Below are 16,222 nucleotides of genomic sequence, written 5' to 3'. Positions count from 1 at the left end.
GGGAGTATCAATTATGGATATCTCAAAAAGACATTTTCTTACCGGTTGCGGCACCTTGATCGCGGGATTCTCTATCTACTCGGTTGCGAAGGAGCTTGCAGAGTCAGAGGCTGGTGTCAGTGTCGACCAAACTCAAACAATCAAATATGCCATGGTACATGATGAAAACCTCTGCATCGGCTGTAACGCCTGTGAGCAGGCTTGCCGACAGGTTAACCATGTGCCCGATGGCGTCTCAAGGGTCGTGATCAATCGTACAGGTCCATTTGGTGAGTATCCGGATCAGAGTTACCGTTTCAGTCGTAAGTCTTGCCAGCATTGCGAAGATGCCCCCTGCGTAAAGGTGTGCCCTACGGGCGCCGCCTACATAGACTCAGAGACCGGGATTGTCGGTGTTAATCCTGACAAGTGTGTCGGTTGCCAATATTGCATTGCGGCTTGTCCCTATCAGGTTAGATTTATTAATCCAGTGACTCAAACGGCCGACAAGTGTGATTTTTGCAGAGAGACTCAGCTTAAGCTGGGCAAACAACCAGCTTGCGTAGAGGCGTGTCCGACTCATGCCTTAGTGTTTGGTAATATCAGAGATCCGGAGTCTGAGTTAGTCAAAACGTTAAAATCGAAACCGACTTATCGAGCTAAAACGGATTTAGGCACCCGCCCTAAGTTGTTCCATGTATCGACTATTGATGGGGAGATAGTGTTATGAGTGCATTTCATTTCGATGGATTAGTCTGGCATTGGCCTATCGCAATCTACCTGTTCTTGGCAGGCTTGTCGGCAGGGGCGGTATTTTTCGGCATCCTGTTGAAACATTTTAAATTGGGTAAGAAAGCCTATCAGTCTCGATTTATTCAAGCCGCCGCCCTGATAGCACCCGTTACGGTTTGTGCCGGCTTAGGTATTTTGGTTCTCGATCTCACTAAGCCCTTCGATTTTTGGAAGATCCTGGTTTTTTACAACTCCACTTCGGTCATGTCCATGGGTGTGCTGGTATTGATGGTCTATCAGCTGATGTTATTTGCCTGGATAGGCGCCATATTTAGTACGCCTGTCGTGCAATGGTGTGAAGGGCGTGAGGGACGGTGGAGTCTGCTCACAAGCAGCTTGATAAAATTGCAGCAATGGGAAGATGTGATCACAGGGATACTACTTATATTATCTCTGTCATTAGGCGCCTATACCGGATTCCTGCTGTCGGCCCTAATCGGCTTCCCTCTGCTCAATAACCCGGTTTTGCCTGTCTTGTTCCTGGTATCGGGCCTCAGCTCAGGCGCCGCAGCCACTCTGCTAGTTGGTGTGTTGCTCAAGGGGAATCCGAATGGCACTGAGGTGCGCTTTATCCATGGGATTGAGATCCCCATGATACTCATTGAGATGGCGATACTCTTTACCTTCTTCGCCGGTCTTATCTTGTCGGGTGGGCAGAGCCAGGTCGCGGCATTAGATGCGTTGGGTGAAGGCTTCTGGGGCTGGATCTTCTGGGGAGGCGTGGTTGGCTTAGGTTTGACGCTGCCACTGGCGTTTAACTTATGGATGAAGGTCTCTGCCGATAGAAAATTTGCCTATGTCGCGGTAACGGCCAGTTTTAGTTTAGTGGGTGTGTTATTGCTGCGTAATTTTATTCTCTATACCGGCCAGATGACGGGGACCTAGTTATAGGGTGCTGTTAAAGAGTTAGCTAAGAACTGAGTTAAGGAACGAGTTAGTTCTTAGGAACGCTTTAGATATTTATAGTTTCTCAGAAGAGGCAAGGAGAGTCGTTTCCCTTGCCTCTGTTTTTGTTGAGCCCCCTATCATCTCTGTTTAAATTTATTCATGTAAACCTCTTTGCGTATTTTTTATGCTGAGGTAATATCGAATGGATAGACTAATCAAGGATGATAAGTATGAAAGCTCTCAACACACTACCTCTCTGTACACGCCATTGGCAGTCAATAAAGTCACTGCAAGCCCAGTTTAAAACGGCTCAGTTCTCTACATCGATCATTGCCACATCCGCTTCTGTTATTACTGCCGCTATTACTGCTGTCGTTATCGCTGCTTACCTGTTTCCCCATGCGGCTCATGGGCAGGCATTAATCCTGGATGATTTTCTCGATGACGCCGAGATTAACCCTATTGGTATAAGTCATAAACTCCCCATTTTCAGTCAAGAGGTGAGCTTTAACCTGCCCGGTGAGTGGAAATTGGCGTTTAATAAGCAACAAGCCGGTATGTACGCCGCCGAGTTCGTTCCATCGGGCCAGCAGTTAAGGGCCTGGTCTTCGTTGTTCTGTGTGCAGGGCTTTGAAGGCTTGAGTGAAAATATTGAGCCAGAAGCGTTTCTGGATTCGTTGGCAACCGCCTACGCAGAAACCTGTGAGGGCGAAGTAATTTATAACAAGCTAGGTGAGACTGAGGTCGATAGCCTCGAGGGATTCAGTGCCATTTTAGGCTGTACCCGCATGCCCGATACCCATAAGGCAACCCGCTTAACAGCTAACGGCAAGACTTCGGTGCCGCAGGGAGAGATAGGTCATTACACCGCGATCTCCGGGGTGGACGATCTCTATCTGCTGCATCAATCCAAACGTGGCGATCTGTTCAGTGTAGATAATCCGCCCCTGGAGTCGTTAAATCACCGGGAATTTATGTCGGCTATCTCTCCTCTAAGACTCAGCCGCTGATAGATTTTGGATGGGGAATTTATTGTTCCTCGCAAATATTAGACATTTATACGTATAGACGTCTATAATGCGGCCAATCGTGATCCGGCTATTAATCCGGAGGCGTTTTTAAGCAGATCGATAACAAGATTTATGCTGTCAATCTTTTGTGGTGCCTGCTCTGTCTTTAAGCTTTAACAGCTTAATTAGAGAGTTGGGATAATCGGGAAGCCTGTGAAAATCTGGCACTGCCCCCGCAACGGTGAAAGGTGAAAGTGAGGTGCGCCTATCTATTACAGAATGTAATGGCAGGGTGTTAGAAAAGCCTCTACTTGCTCGGAAAGATCTACCAATCTTACCGAATAGCCTCAGTCCGGAGACCGGCCCATTAGATGATTTTGAGATTTCGGCGGGCAGATCTCGAGATGCGATAGGGTGATTGAATTCAGTGAACTGAACTTGGCCTCGTCGTGACATCTTTGCCCCGTTTTCCTTTCAGGAGTTAAAGGTAAAATGGGTACTCAAGCTAGACAATCAAACAAATTATCAAAATTAGCCATGCTAATCGGCAGTGCTCTGGCTCTGTCTGCGTCGTCGTCCGTGACGTTTGCGGCCGATTCATCTCAAACAGATTCTGGTGTGACTAACACAGTCGATGAGGTTATTACCGTTATCGGTCGCAGTGAAAATACGCCACTGAATATTGCCGCCAATGTGAACATTATCGATGCGGCGGCCATCGAGATGAGCGGTGCGACGACACTGACCGAAGTACTGCGTGGCCAGAGTGGCATACAGATCTCGGACTCGAATTCCGGCGCCGTTTTCGCTATGCGTGGTTTCAGTGCTGGTCAGGCCGCAAACAACACCCTCTTGCTTGTCGATGGACGTCGTTTGAATAATATCGATATCGCGGCGCCAAGCATCAATGCCATCCCACTCAATCAGATAGAGCGCGTCGAGATACTGTCGGGCAGTGCCGGTGTACTCTACGGCGATCAGGCGGTGGGCGGTGTGATTAATATCATCACCAAGGCGCCAAACAGCGCGGGCGGCGGCATTCAAGTGTCTGGAGGCAGCTTCGATACCTATGAAGGTAAAGGTGATATCTCGGGTGCCATCAGTAATACCTGGCGTTACTACGCTGCGGCCAGCTATAACCAAGGTGATAACTATCGTGAGCACAATGCCAACAAGACCTCGTCTGTATTAGGTCGACTTCAATATCAAACCGAGTCGGATAACTTCTTCGTTGAGACCAGCTACTACGATAACGATCGTGAGATGGCGGGGTCATTGACCAAAGAGCAGATTAAAGATAATCCACGTCAGGTTAATCCATTTAATAAAGATGACTATCAGCATGAGATGACAACGGCTATTCGCACGGGTTATCAGCATCAACTCACCGATGCCTGGTCGTTAGGTGCGGATATCAACTATACCGATACTCAGGTGACCGGGATCAGTTGGGGTTCGCCAAGTAAGAATAAACGCTCTTTCCTCGAGTTCACTCCGAAAGCGGTAGCGAATATTACGACAGAAAAAGGCGACTTGAATATCGTTACCGGTATCGACCTGAGCCGGGGGGAATCTGAGTTTGATTGGGGACGAAGTAATGTGCAGAAGGTGGCTAGCGCCTATGCTCAAGCCAGTGTGCCGTTAACTCAAAGCCTGAGTTATGTAGTGGGTGGTCGTTACTCCGAGGTGACTGACGATCTTGTCGATGGTGACGTTTACCCTCAGGGCATAGAGCTTGATCAGGATGCGCATGCGTTCGAGTTGGGCTTGAACTATCGTCCGGGCACTTCACACAGATTCTATCTTCGCGCCGATGACAACTTCCGTTTCGCTAAGGTCGATGAGCAGGCTTATACCTCACCGGGTGTGATGGGTCTTAAGCCGCAGACGGGTCGTTCATATGAGGCGGGTTGGGATTGGTCTCCTGCGAGCCACACATTGCGCTTAAGCCTGTATCGTTTGGACTTAGAGGATGAGATTGTATTTGACCCGAGTGCTGAGACCCCTGATGGTGGCAAATTTCCTGGTGCCAACGTGAACGCCGATGCATCGCGCCGTTATGGCTCGAGTCTGGATTGGGACTGGCAGATCACTAAGATGGTGCAACTGGGTCTGGAGTACAACTATATCGACGCCGAGTTTACCGAAGGAGTAAATGAAGGCAATCAGCTCTCCTGGGTCGCCGAGCACTCCGGCCGTGGTTACTTCAGTATAGATGCTAACCAGAACTGGCAGGTGTTTACCGAGCTGTTATACACCGGAGAGCGTTTCATCGAAGGCGATAACGGTAATGCTGACCCTAAGCTGGAGTCATACTGGTTAACTAATTTAGCGATTAACTACACCCGTGATGCCTGGCTTGCCAGCTTCCGCGTCGATAACCTGTTCGATGAGCAATATGTCAGTGCCGGTTACTACAGTAGTTGGGGGAATGGCTATTATGCGGGTACCGGACGTGCCCTACGTCTGACGGCAAGCTATCGCTTTTAAGGTATGAGCCAGACTTTAGGTCCTAGTACCTTACCTTTTAGCCGGACCTTAGGTCTGGCTTTTTTTATGTGCTAAATTTGAGCTACGAGCTAGGATATTTTCCATGTAGGAGCGGCTTTAGCCGCGATTGTTTAAGAGCTACGAGCTACTCGATGCTCGCGACTTTCTTTGCTCTATCTTGAACTTAAAACTTACCGCTCAGAACATACGACCAGAGGAGAGAGGATGAAATCACTGTTAGCCATATTGCTCCCGATAGCTTTACTCCTGCTATCGGCTTGCTCTGGCCCTAAACTTGAGCCGCTTTCGTCTGATGCCGAGATCTGGGCATTTGGAGATAGCCTGACCTATGGCAAGGGGGCGGCGAGGGGGCAAGATTACCCTACGATGTTGGCTGAGCTCTCACAAAAGCGGGTGATCAATGCCGGGGTATCCGGCGAGACCACCACACAAGGGCTGGATAGGCTGACGCAGCTCTTAGAATACGATTCACCGGATCTGCTGATCTTGATGGAAGGCGGTAACGACTTTTTGCGTAACCAGGATATTGGCCAGACTAAGGCTAATCTGGCGCAGATGATTGAGCTGGCCCAGAGACGATCGATCCCTGTGGTGCTGGTGGCCGTGCCCCGGAAGAGTATCTTTCTCTCTCCGGCAGCAATCTACAGTGAGCTGGCCGAAACCTATGGGGTGATCTTGATAGAAGATGAGTTAACGGATCTATTGAAAACAGCATCGATGAAGTCAGATACGATTCACCTTAACGGGGCGGGTTACAGGGCTTTAGCCGAAGTGATACACCGTCGCCTTATTCAGGTTGAAGCCCTGTAAACTCATAGGCTTATACCCGGTTGATATTGAACGGGAGAGAAGAGTGGCGCAATAAAATCCCAGCACCTGTCTGTGTGCTCAAGCCGTTATAAACCGCTGAGAATTGTTTCAAGGGATATTATTCATCGAACCTATGATTTAGAACCTATGATTATGGCGATAAAATGACCATACTTCAGGGGGAGGGGTTTTTCTCGAGGCTTATATTGACCTTTTTTATTTGCCCCATGGAGTGATATTATCCTTGTTATCAGACATAAGGCAGATAAATCGAGTTAAAGTATTCATTTAGACGAAATCAACTTGACCCTGATAGCCCTTTTATGGGTAAATTCCCCGATAACAAATGGTGTCGTACCATCATAAAAAGTAGGTTAAAAAGTTCTCATGACAGATCTTGAGCATCAAGTATTCACTCAAGTACGTGCAATTATTAGTAACGAAGAGCAAGTAATTGGTCGCCGGGGTATTTTGATCCCGTTAAAGAAAGCCATTATTGCCGATGGCGATATTCGTAATGTCATCGATATTGTGTCATCAGATCCCGCATTAGCGGCCCATATGCTATGGCGCAGTCAGTCGGCCGCTTGTGTCAGTGGTAATACATCGAAGAACCGTTCTCTCAAAGATGCACTCGTTAGATTAGGTCAGGTCAATATCTATCGTTATGCATTCACTTTTTATCTTAAAGAGCGTCTCGACGAGTTACCTCAGCCATATAAGAAGCTGGTGTACGGATATTGGGCGTTGACTGAGAGTATTGCCGCCGATGCCGTTGACAGTTTGCATATGATGGAAGGGGTCGATATTAATCCCGATGAAGTGCAAACCTTAGCCCTGTTCAGCGTCTTCGGCGAGATTATCGCTCTGACTGCATTTGCTTATCTGAATGCCGAGTCGGAAGAGTCTTTCCCCTTGAGTATCATCAAGACACTCATCGATAACCAAAAGCAGACATTAACCATAGAAGCATTCGAGTCTCTGGGGTTAGATGAAGAGCTGAAAGATGAATTCATGATTGCGCATAATTTACGACAGACTCGCGATCCCAACTCGCCAGGTCTGGTTCTTCGTCGTGTCTTGTCGATGAGAAATCAGCTGCTGAAGCCGTTATAAAGAAGATTCGAGTATCTAGATTCGAGTTACGAGCATTAGGCTGTAGCTCGCGACTCGCAACTTTCTTCGCCCTGTCTTTATTGCAATATCCTAGGAACTCACTGCCAGATCCTAGGATCTCGTACCTTCAATTAATTCAACTTATGTTGTTTCGCTATTCCCTCGATGGCGACTAATTCGAGCCACTTCTGTGCCAAGGTGGCATTAACGCTATCTTTTCTATAGGCCCCGAACAGTGGGCGCTTCAGCCCTTCCTGGCCTAACTTAACTGCGGTGAGGTTTAAGCCATAAGACTCGCTGATTGACCAGGTCGGCAGGGCGGCGATACCGTCTTTACAGGCGATACGTTGCAGTAACATCATAGTGAGATCGCAGCTAAGCTGCTCACCCGCTTCGATGCCTGCGGGTTCAAGAAAGTGCCGATACAGATCTAAACGCGCTAAGGGGACCGGGTAGCTGATGATGGTCTGCTTCTCCAGTAGCTGAGGGGTGACATACTCCTTTGAGGCCAGCGGATGATCGTTAGCGACGACAAGTTTCACCTCGAAATCGAACAGGTGCTGATAGGCAAGGGCCTGACCGGGAACCGGATCTGAGGTGAGTACCACATCCAGCTCTCCCATCTCGAGGGCACTGAGTGAGTCGAACAGGTGGCGGCTGGAGAGATCTAAGTTGGCTTGAGGGTAGGCGTTTCTGAACTCCTCCATCACCGGCATTAACCAGCGAAAACAGCTATGACATTCGATGCCGACGCCTAACTGATTATGCTCGTCATTGAGCCCCTGTTTAAGATCGGACTCAGTTTCAATCACCTTAGGCAGGATCTCTTCGGCAAGGTTTAGCAGTCTGGCTCCCTCTTGTGTGAATGAGAGAGGTTTGCTCTTTCTGACAAAAATAGAGGAGTTAATTCGGGTCTCAAGCTCCTTAATCTGATGGGAAAGAGCCGACTGAGTGACGAAGCGTTTCTTGGCGGCGCCAGCTAGACTTCCACTCTCCTTCAGGGCGACTAATGTTCGTAAGTGTCTAAGCTCTATCATATATATACCCGTTTATCCCCACATGAATTTTGTTCATGTTGCGCTTGAAATCAATTCGTTTGTCAGCAAATAGCCTAACACAATAAACTTCTAGACGTCCAGACGCCCAAATGTGTTTTGCATCGACAGATGCTAAATCAACATGAGTAATGAAAATGCTCTTGGCGCGTTTACTCTGAATTCTGCTCACATTAAAGCAAAAAGGTATACAATATGCAAACATTGAAAGAGGTAACGATAGGGAATCTAGGGTTTCCCCGAATTGGCCGTCAACGTGAGCTCAAGTTTGCTCAAGAGAAGTATTGGCGCGGTGAGATAACCCAAGCCGAGTTGGCCCAGGTTGCCAAAGATCTGCGAAGCACTCACTGGGAGTGGCAGGCTAAGGCTGGAGTGGAACTCCTGCCTGTGGGCGACTTTGCCTATTATGATCAGGTGCTTACACTCAGTGCGACACTTAACGCTATCCCTGAGCGTCACCGCGGTGAAGAGCAGGCCGATAGGGTCGACTTAGATACTCTATTTCGTGTAGCCCGTGGTCGCGCACCAACGGGAGGCGATGCACCCGCCGCCGAGATGACCAAATACTTCAATACTAATTATCACTATATCGTCCCGGAACTGGAAGCAGATCAAAGCTTCACTGTCGCCTATGAACAGATATTCGATGAGGTCAGCGAGGCTCAGGCGCTGGGTTATAGGGCAAAGCCAGTGCTTCTCGGTCCGGTCTCTTACCTTTACCTGGCTAAGGCGGTGGGAGGTGAGTTCGATAAGTTAACCCTGTTACCCGCTCTGCTTAAGGCGTACAAAGCTATCTTAGAGCGTTTCGCAGCTCAAGGCGTCGAATGGATTCAGCTGGAGGAGCCCACTTTAGCCCTCGAACTCGACAGCGATTGGCAAGAGGCTATTGTTTCTGCCTATGAAGCGTTGCAACACGTCGATATCAAAGTATTACTCGCCACTTACTACGGCACTATTGCCCACCATCAGGCACTCGTATCGGCACTGCCGGTGGCGGGTCTTCATCTCGATCTGGTGACTGCGCCCGAGCAACTCGCCGGATTTGCCGCTAACCTTCAACGCGAGCAGGTCTTATCATTGGGGGTGATCAATGGCCGAAACGTTTGGGCGGCAGATATCGACTCGATTGCCGACCGCATCGCTCCTGTGGTGAACGATCTTAAGGGACGGGTATGGATAGCGCCCTCCTGCTCACTGCTGCATACCCCGGTGGATCTGGATGTCGAGGCGGAGTTAGCCCCGGCGCTGAAGCAGCAGCTCTCTTTCGCTAAACAGAAACTGTCTGAGCTGGCTCAGTTAAAAAGATTACTCACCACGCCCGAAAAGAGTGGCGACAGAGTCGAAATCGATCTGATTAAGGATACGTGTGTTTCGCGTCGAAACGCCCGGGCAGAAGCTGCAGACAGACAAGTGAACAGCAGAGTTGCAGCGCTGAGCCGTGATGATTATGAGCGCGATACTGTGTTTGCCGGCAGGCAGACCCTGCAGCAGCAAAAGTATCGATTGCCGTTGCTACCGACTACGACCATTGGGTCGTTTCCGCAAACTCCGGCGATCCGTGGGCTACGTAGTCGCTGGCGAAAAGGTGAGATCACCGAAACGTTTTATACCGACCAGCTGCGTCAGGTGACCAAAGATACGGTCGAGCGTCAACTAAAGCTGGGCATCGATGTGCTGGTGCACGGCGAGGCCGAGCGTAACGATATGGTCGAGTACTTTGGTGAACAGCTGCAAGGCGTAGGCTTTACTCAGTTTGGCTGGGTGCAGAGTTATGGCTCTCGCTGTGTTAAGCCGCCGCTTATCTATGGTGATGTATCGCGCCCTAAGCCTATGACCGTCGACTGGGCAGCATACGCACAGAGTCTGACCGATAAGCCGGTGAAGGGGATGCTGACCGGCCCCGTAACCATCTTGCACTGGTCCTTTGCCCGCGAAGATATCAGCCGTGAGCAGATAGCGACCCAGATCGGCTTGGCTATTCGGGATGAGGTGGTCGATCTTCAAAATGCAGGGATCGGTATCATTCAGATCGATGAGCCGGCGTTCCGCGAAGGGCTACCGCTGAAGAGGAGCGGTTGGGATACCTACCTTAAGTGGGCGGTGGATGCTTTTAAACTCAGCGCCGCAGGCGTGGATGATGAGACTCAGATCCACACGCACATGTGTTATAGCGAGTTTAATGAAACGATCAAAGCTATCGCCGCCATGGACGCGGATGTGATAACGATTGAGACCTCGCGATCACGCATGGAGCTGCTCACCGCCTTCGAGGATTTCGAATATCCCAATGAAATTGGCCCGGGAGTCTACGATATCCATACGCCGAACACGCCGACGGTAGATGAGATGGTGACACTCATCGAGAAGGCGGCCCATAAGATCCCGCTTCGCCAGCTGTGGGTTAACCCCGATTGCGGCCTCAAGACCCGCACCTGGGATGAAGTGGAGCCGGCACTTCAGAACCTGGTGCAGGCAACGAAAGTTCTGAGACGTAGGCTGGGGTAAAGCTGTGAAGTTTATAGTCTCGAGCTTAAGATAGAGCTGAGAAGTCAGGAGTTCCTAGGTACTAGAACCTAGGAACTCCTGGCCACGAAGTGGCGTTCTATTAATCTAAGCAGGTGAATCCGGCGTAATTTCTTCCAAGTTCATCATTAAATTTAAGTCGGAGGTATGAATGTATGCCATTAACAATGGTGCCCTGGTTATTTGTTTTATAGTCTCCAGACATTTTTCATTTCTTCACTATAGAAAAACGCTGATAGTTTTTCTTGGTCTATACCTATAAAGTCTTGTGGAGTTAATTTTAAATTAAACTGAAGGCTTAGTGCTCGGTATATCTGACTTGCCCTTTTATGAAGCCCAAGATCTATAAGGTTGCTGAGGTAGATTGAGTAAGCCACCGCATCATTTGGGTGAGCCTTGATATACTTGATGAATTGCTGAAATGCATATTCATTGTCCTGTTGTTGCAGTGAATATAAAATTCCTACTAAAGCATAGTTTGTTTGTAAATAGCCTAGATTTGCCATTGCCATACTATGAATATGTTGGGACTGAACTAAATCATTACGCAACATATAAAAATAGCCCCAAAAGGCGCTATTTTCTGGGGTCAAACTTGGTGCGTATTGATACATCTGATTGAGAAATTGAGGAGAGGGGTCTTTGACTACTGCAAGACTTGACCAGATAAAATCGTTTAGCAAGGTAGGTTCATTTCTGATGGTTTCAGGAAGCTTATTGAACAGAGTCGCGACTTCATCCTCTGTTTTTTCAGTCTTTTTAATTGCCGATTGAGCAATATCCAAGTAACCGCTCTCATTGATAATACCTGCATTGTGTAAATAGGCAGAGTAAGCATCTAACCCCGTTGTGAGATGATGTATCATTTTCCAGTTAGTTATGACTAGCTTCTTTTGTCCACCAGTATGAATATACTTGTACTTAAATAATATTACGGTTGGCATTTCTACAAAGTAGGTGCTAAAAACCAAGTTGTCGTCATGTATTCCATCGAAGCGCCACATCTCAGTCGATTTAAGATGATTGCTAAATTTATTTTTAACAAAACGGTAAAAAGTTTCATCTTCTGTAACAGTTAACTTTGGATATTTATCATGGGCATAACTCAACAAGTGTTCATGATCCCACCAGCGATAAAATGCATTTTCCTTATCTTGGTTGAAGGTATCGGCTATCAATCCGCCTTGCTGATGAATAAAAGACAGTGATGAAAGCTGATCATTTTCTGCTTTGTTCCCAATTGAATTTAGGTTGTTAGCTTGATTATTTGAATTCAGAGTTGATTGGCATGCACAGAGTAGAGTTAATGACAACACCAGTAATATTTTAATAATTTGATTCATAACTATATCTCCTGCCCAGAATTTGATTGCTGCAGGATAAAGTCGACACCAGGATTACTTGGTCTTGTGAAGTCTCCTGTGATAGAGCCTGTATAGTAGAGGTCTTTATCTATCTCACGTAAGGCATTGATGTAGTTGCGACTCTCATCTGTACTTACTGTTTTCTTATCGATCTCGAAACGATGACGTCTAATAAACTGTCCATCATGATAGGCTTCTGAAGCATTGTAATTAAGCCCATCAGAACTGATATCAGTATCCATTTCTCTTACTTGGTAACTTAGATTGTTTGGCATAGACAATTTCAATGTCTGTTCAATAGCTATTATTCCTGGGAGTGATAGTGGCTGAGTTCGATTAATCACCTTAGGGAGTTCGACATAATTATTGATATAGCTGGCAAAGAGCTCAAAATCTAAAACATTGTTATCTCCCTGCCAAAAGTCTCCGATACTGTAATGTTCTGTCATCAATATTTCATTGCCACCATCAGTTGTATCAACCAAGAAGACTGGCGATTCAACTCTTATATCTCGGTAAAATTTAGCGTAATAGTTTAGATAGTGTTGCTCAATTTCAGATCGTGATACGCTGGATAATTGATAGCGCATAGCATCGGCTTCATGACCCTGATAACGTGTCGTAATATAGAGATCAACTGGTTCTGTATAGCTGGATGAAACGTATAACTGTTCTACAGATATTCTATCAATTTCTGGGTTTCCTGACGGCATCAGTGTCAGTGAATTAGTATTTTTATCTAAAACCAAAGCATGGCCAAAGTCTGGCTGGCTAATAAACTTTAGGCCTTTGGCTTGATAGTTATTGGTTGCATCAATAAAGTACTTTTTTCCTTCGAAGGTTAGTTGATTGATTACGTGATCAAATAGGATGGCAGAAGGAGCACGTTTGTTAAGTGTTGAACCAATTTGACTATTTACTAGCACGGGTGAGCTAGACACATCTATGGCACCTAATAAGGCTATAAGCAGGCTTGCTTTATCTTTACAGTCACCATAGCGACGTTCAAATACTGTGTTAGGGCTATGAGGTATGTGGCTGTTTTGGCCAATTTCTATGCCGAAATAACGGACATCTTGTTGTACGAAGCGGATCACCTCTGCTACTTGTTCTGCTTTATTCGGATAGTTTGTGGTGATTTCTTTGACAAAATCATTCAGTGCTTTAGAGGAGGATTCTTTAAATTGATAATGGGGAATGGCCCAATTACTCACTTCAGACCATGAGCGGGTACTGCTGACAAAAACCGATGGAGCCCACAAGTGACCAGCAGGTACGCCTTCTTCGAAATTGTATTTAGTCACATTTTTGAGTAGCCATTCATACTCTTTACCAAATTGACTCTGCTTGGTTGTCGGAGAGGCTTTGTGATTATTTTGTATATTAAACGGCTTATTGCTTGCGTTGACCAGCCTAACATGGACTTTATCTACACTGACTTCCCATCCCATCGCATAGTGACTACCAAACTCGTGTCCATATACTGGATTTCGTCCTTTAATGCTGTACTGATATCGAATGGTATCGCCCACACGGACATCTTTTAGAACGATTACCGCTGTGGCTAAACCATTAAAAAGATCGTTGCTTAGTTCTTGCTCTTGGTTAATGACGTTAATTCTTGCACTCGTTAATCTATCTGACCATTTGGCTTTCCGCTCAATCTCAATCTTGTGTAAGGTGAGCTTTTCAAATTCAGGATTAAAGGTGAGTTCAATTTTAGAAAGCTCTTTAACTCCCTCTTGGTTCAGTGCGGTAGCAGCAAAATCCTGATAATACTCGTTGGTATCATTGGTAAACCTATCTTGTCGGCCAATGAGTCTGAAGTGAACAGGGCTCATATCTGTATTTATTTGCTTAGGGGATAGTGCTTGGGTTGTGACCCAATCATTTGGCTGTCCCAAACTGATCTCATATTTCCCTGACTTAATTTCTTTGGCTTGAGTCATACATGAAAGCAGTACAAAACAAACAAAGCTTAATCTTATTATAGTATTCACGGGTTGAACTCCTTCCTTAGATAAGGTCAGAGTATCACAACCCATTGACATCGTAAGCAAATAATATAGCACTAAGATTCAGTTTTGTTATTGTTCAACAGTGTCACTTTGAGTCATATGGCTTAGTTAGAGGACTGTACTTTTGTCATAAGCTTAACTCTATGTATTTCAGTGTTTCAAATCGCGACTCGCCATATTCTTGTTGGTATTGCCAGCAATGAACTGTTGGAATAGAAATGAAGCCATCCATTGTTAATAAACAACATTTCTAGCCTTTAACCTCTCATTAACAATTGGTATTGTAGACATTCTCCATGGTTCATTGCTGCAGAACACTCAAGGCTTCTAACGAGTTATAGATGCTGTTGAAGGTTGGGAAAGTGAATTTCGAGTTGGACGATAATCTCTCCTCCAAGCCATTGTGGTTATAAGTTAACAATAGAGCGAGGAGTCAGGCTCTCGCTCTGCCTGTCACTTACAACTTATAACTTATCGCTGAAGGGTTAATCCAACCTTGTAAATCCCGCGTAGTTGATCCCGGATAACAGTGCCATCTCTCGGTGCCAGGTGGCCAGATCATTCTTGTTGAAGTCACTCAAGTTATGATGTCCGCAGGCTCTGGCCATCACCTGCATCAGCTCTATCGAGGCGTTGAAGAAGTTGGCCAGTTGTTGTGATGACCTCTCAACGTTAAGGCGCTGGCGTAGATCGGCATCTTGGGTGGCGATACCTGCGGGGCAGTTGTTGGTGTTACACATGCGCGCCGCAACGCAACCGATAGATTGCATCGCACTGTTGGAGATAGCCACACCATCGGCGCCCAGAGCCATGGCTTTGACGAAGTCCATCGGCACTCGAAGGCCGCCGGTCACGATCAGGGTTACTCTGCCTGTAGCGCCTTGCTCATCGAGATAACGCCTGGCCCTGGCCAAGGCCGGAATGGTGGGGACACTGATGTGGTCTCTGAACATCTCGGGGGCGGCGCCCGTTCCACCACCACGCCCGTCGAGTATGATGTAATCGGCGGTGGCATCGAGGGCAAACTGAATGTCCCGCTCGATATGGTTAGCACTGAGTTTAAAACCGACGGGCACGCCGCCGCTGACCTCACGCACCCGATCGGCGAAGCGTTTAAAGTCGCATGAACTCTTCAGCTCTCTGAAGGTGGGGGGCGATATCGCGGGCTCTCCTTCGGGGATCCCCCTAACCTGAGAAATCTTGCCATGATTTTTTATGCCGGGAAGGTGTCCTCCGGTGCCTGTTTTAGCGCCTTGTCCGCCTTTAAAGTGAAAGGCCTGTATCGAATGTAGTAGCTCCTCCCTATAGCCAAATTGCGCACTGGCGAGCTCGTAAAAATATCGGGAGTTGGCGGCTTGTTCTTCGGGTAGCATGCCTCCCTCTCCCGAGCAGATCCCGGTACCTGCCAGTTCGGCGCCTATCGCCAGCGCGGTTTTCGCTTCTTCAGAGAGGGCGCCGAAACTCATATCGGAGACAAACAGCGGGATCTTCAGTTTCAGCGGCTTTCTGGCCTGGGGCCCGATAATCAGCTCGGTGGAGACCGTTTCATCTTCCTGCAGAGGTTTAGTCGCCATCTGCGCCGTCATGATCTGAATATCATCCCAGTGGGGCAGTTGGTGACGTGGTACACCCATGGAGGTCATGGGGCCGTGATGGCCAAGTTTGGTTAACCCATCTCTGGCAAGCTGGTGGATAAACTCGACCGTGGGCTCCTCGGTGGTGGCCGTTGCCGTGGGGGCGCTATCCTTATTGGTCGCTATGTTTGGCCCGGGACCTTCGCTGCCGACCTGTTTAGCGGTGAACTGTTTATGGCTACCATCACAAAATGGGGCGTTGCCCGTGTGCTTGCAGGCACATAGATATGCATCGCCGTCTTGTTCGGCTGTAAAGGCTTTGGGTTTGAATGAGGTACCGGCGTGGGAGCCATCGCAAAAAGGTTGCTTCTTGGATCTGCCGCAGGCGCAGAAGTAGTACTCTTTTCCCTTGGTGAGCTCGACTTTCTTGGGTTTGTTATCTGCAACGATAGGATTGCTCATACCTTCTCCTTGATAAAGTTTCACTCGGCGGTGTGACTCCCGGCAATGTCAGGTGAGTCAGGGGTTCTCTTTTCTGTTTTCTCTTTTTCTATAGATTTTAGTCGATTAACGGCCAGTTAG

11 protein-coding genes and 1 riboswitch are annotated in these 16,222 nt (G+C 47.5%); of the genes, 7 read left to right on the top strand and 4 right to left on the bottom strand.

Annotated features, from left to right (window positions below; all coding sequences use genetic code 11):
* Positions 1–13 precede the first annotated feature (13 nt).
* From SSED_RS18650 to SSED_RS18620, 6 genes are all read left to right on the top strand, one after another.
* Positions 14–709, top strand: coding sequence for a 4Fe-4S dicluster domain-containing protein (locus SSED_RS18650; RefSeq protein WP_012143896.1), 696 nt, complete (start codon positions 14–16; stop codon positions 707–709).
* Complete coding sequence (gene nrfD, locus SSED_RS18645; protein ID WP_012143895.1) at positions 706–1,656, top strand: cytochrome c nitrite reductase subunit NrfD; 951 nt, start codon at positions 706–708, stop codon at positions 1,654–1,656. Before SSED_RS18650 ends, nrfD begins: the two co-directional genes overlap by 4 nt.
* A gap of 233 nt (positions 1,657–1,889) precedes the next feature.
* Positions 1,890–2,669, top strand: coding sequence for a hypothetical protein (locus SSED_RS18640; protein ID WP_049772134.1), 780 nt, complete (start codon positions 1,890–1,892; stop codon positions 2,667–2,669).
* 132 nt (positions 2,670–2,801) lie between these two features.
* Positions 2,802–3,053: riboswitch (cobalamin riboswitch) on the top strand.
* A 108-nt stretch (positions 3,054–3,161) separates the two neighbouring features.
* On the top strand, positions 3,162–5,159 hold the full coding sequence (locus SSED_RS18630) for a TonB-dependent receptor (protein ID WP_012143893.1): 1,998 nt from the start codon (positions 3,162–3,164) through the stop codon (positions 5,157–5,159).
* A gap of 225 nt (positions 5,160–5,384) precedes the next feature.
* On the top strand, positions 5,385–5,990 hold the full coding sequence (locus SSED_RS18625; protein WP_012143892.1) for an arylesterase: 606 nt from the start codon (positions 5,385–5,387) through the stop codon (positions 5,988–5,990).
* A gap of 387 nt (positions 5,991–6,377) precedes the next feature.
* Entirely contained in the window at positions 6,378–7,106 is a 729-nt protein-coding gene (locus SSED_RS18620) for an HDOD domain-containing protein (RefSeq protein WP_012143891.1), read from the top strand.
* 131 nt (positions 7,107–7,237) lie between these two features.
* Here SSED_RS18620 and SSED_RS18615 read toward each other — a convergent pair whose 3' ends face one another.
* Positions 7,238–8,143, bottom strand: coding sequence for a LysR family transcriptional regulator (locus SSED_RS18615; protein ID WP_012143890.1), 906 nt, complete (start codon positions 8,141–8,143; stop codon positions 7,238–7,240).
* Positions 8,144–8,356: 213 nt separating this feature from the next.
* On the opposite strand from SSED_RS18615, the gene metE reads away from it, so the two are divergent.
* Positions 8,357–10,666: a 5-methyltetrahydropteroyltriglutamate--homocysteine S-methyltransferase gene (metE, locus tag SSED_RS18610; RefSeq protein WP_012143889.1), complete on the top strand. Its 2,310-nt coding sequence runs from the start codon at positions 8,357–8,359 to the stop codon at positions 10,664–10,666.
* Positions 10,667–10,872: 206 nt separating this feature from the next.
* Here the strand turns inward: metE and SSED_RS18605 are convergent, their stop codons facing one another.
* The 3 genes from SSED_RS18605 to SSED_RS18595 form a co-directional block, all read right to left on the bottom strand.
* Complete coding sequence (locus SSED_RS18605; RefSeq protein ID WP_012143888.1) at positions 10,873–12,027, bottom strand: hypothetical protein; 1,155 nt, start codon at positions 12,025–12,027, stop codon at positions 10,873–10,875.
* A 2-nt stretch (positions 12,028–12,029) separates the two neighbouring features.
* Complete coding sequence (locus tag SSED_RS18600; RefSeq protein WP_012143887.1) at positions 12,030–14,048, bottom strand: DUF3857 domain-containing transglutaminase family protein; 2,019 nt, start codon at positions 14,046–14,048, stop codon at positions 12,030–12,032.
* Positions 14,049–14,551: 503 nt separating this feature from the next.
* A complete protein-coding gene (locus SSED_RS18595; RefSeq protein WP_012143886.1) occupies positions 14,552–16,102 on the bottom strand; it encodes a glutamate synthase-related protein in 1,551 nt (516 codons plus the stop codon).
* Between the last annotated feature and the right edge of the window lie 120 nt (positions 16,103–16,222).

This window comes from Shewanella sediminis HAW-EB3, assembly GCF_000018025.1.
Taxonomy (GTDB): Bacteria; Pseudomonadota; Gammaproteobacteria; order Enterobacterales; family Shewanellaceae; genus Shewanella; species Shewanella sediminis.
This window is presented reverse-complemented; position numbering and strand designations above follow the sequence as displayed.

Excerpts from the sequence above, each read along its gene's own strand:
- SSED_RS18640 (WP_049772134.1), top strand. The coding sequence starts at position 1,890 with ATGAAAGCTCTCAACACACTACCTCTCTGTACACGCCATTGGCAGTCA.
- SSED_RS18650 (WP_012143896.1), top strand. The coding sequence starts at position 14 with ATGGATATCTCAAAAAGACATTTTCTTACCGGTTGCGGCACCTTGATC.
- SSED_RS18620 (WP_012143891.1), top strand. The coding sequence starts at position 6,378 with ATGACAGATCTTGAGCATCAAGTATTCACTCAAGTACGTGCAATTATT.
- SSED_RS18605 (WP_012143888.1), bottom strand. The coding sequence starts at position 12,027 with ATGAATCAAATTATTAAAATATTACTGGTGTTGTCATTAACTCTACTC.
- SSED_RS18615 (WP_012143890.1), bottom strand. The coding sequence starts at position 8,143 with ATGATAGAGCTTAGACACTTACGAACATTAGTCGCCCTGAAGGAGAGT.
- SSED_RS18625 (WP_012143892.1), top strand. The coding sequence starts at position 5,385 with ATGAAATCACTGTTAGCCATATTGCTCCCGATAGCTTTACTCCTGCTA.
- nrfD (WP_012143895.1), top strand. The coding sequence starts at position 706 with ATGAGTGCATTTCATTTCGATGGATTAGTCTGGCATTGGCCTATCGCA.
- metE (WP_012143889.1), top strand. The coding sequence starts at position 8,357 with ATGCAAACATTGAAAGAGGTAACGATAGGGAATCTAGGGTTTCCCCGA.
- SSED_RS18595 (WP_012143886.1), bottom strand. The coding sequence starts at position 16,102 with ATGAGCAATCCTATCGTTGCAGATAACAAACCCAAGAAAGTCGAGCTC.
- SSED_RS18630 (WP_012143893.1), top strand. The coding sequence starts at position 3,162 with ATGGGTACTCAAGCTAGACAATCAAACAAATTATCAAAATTAGCCATG.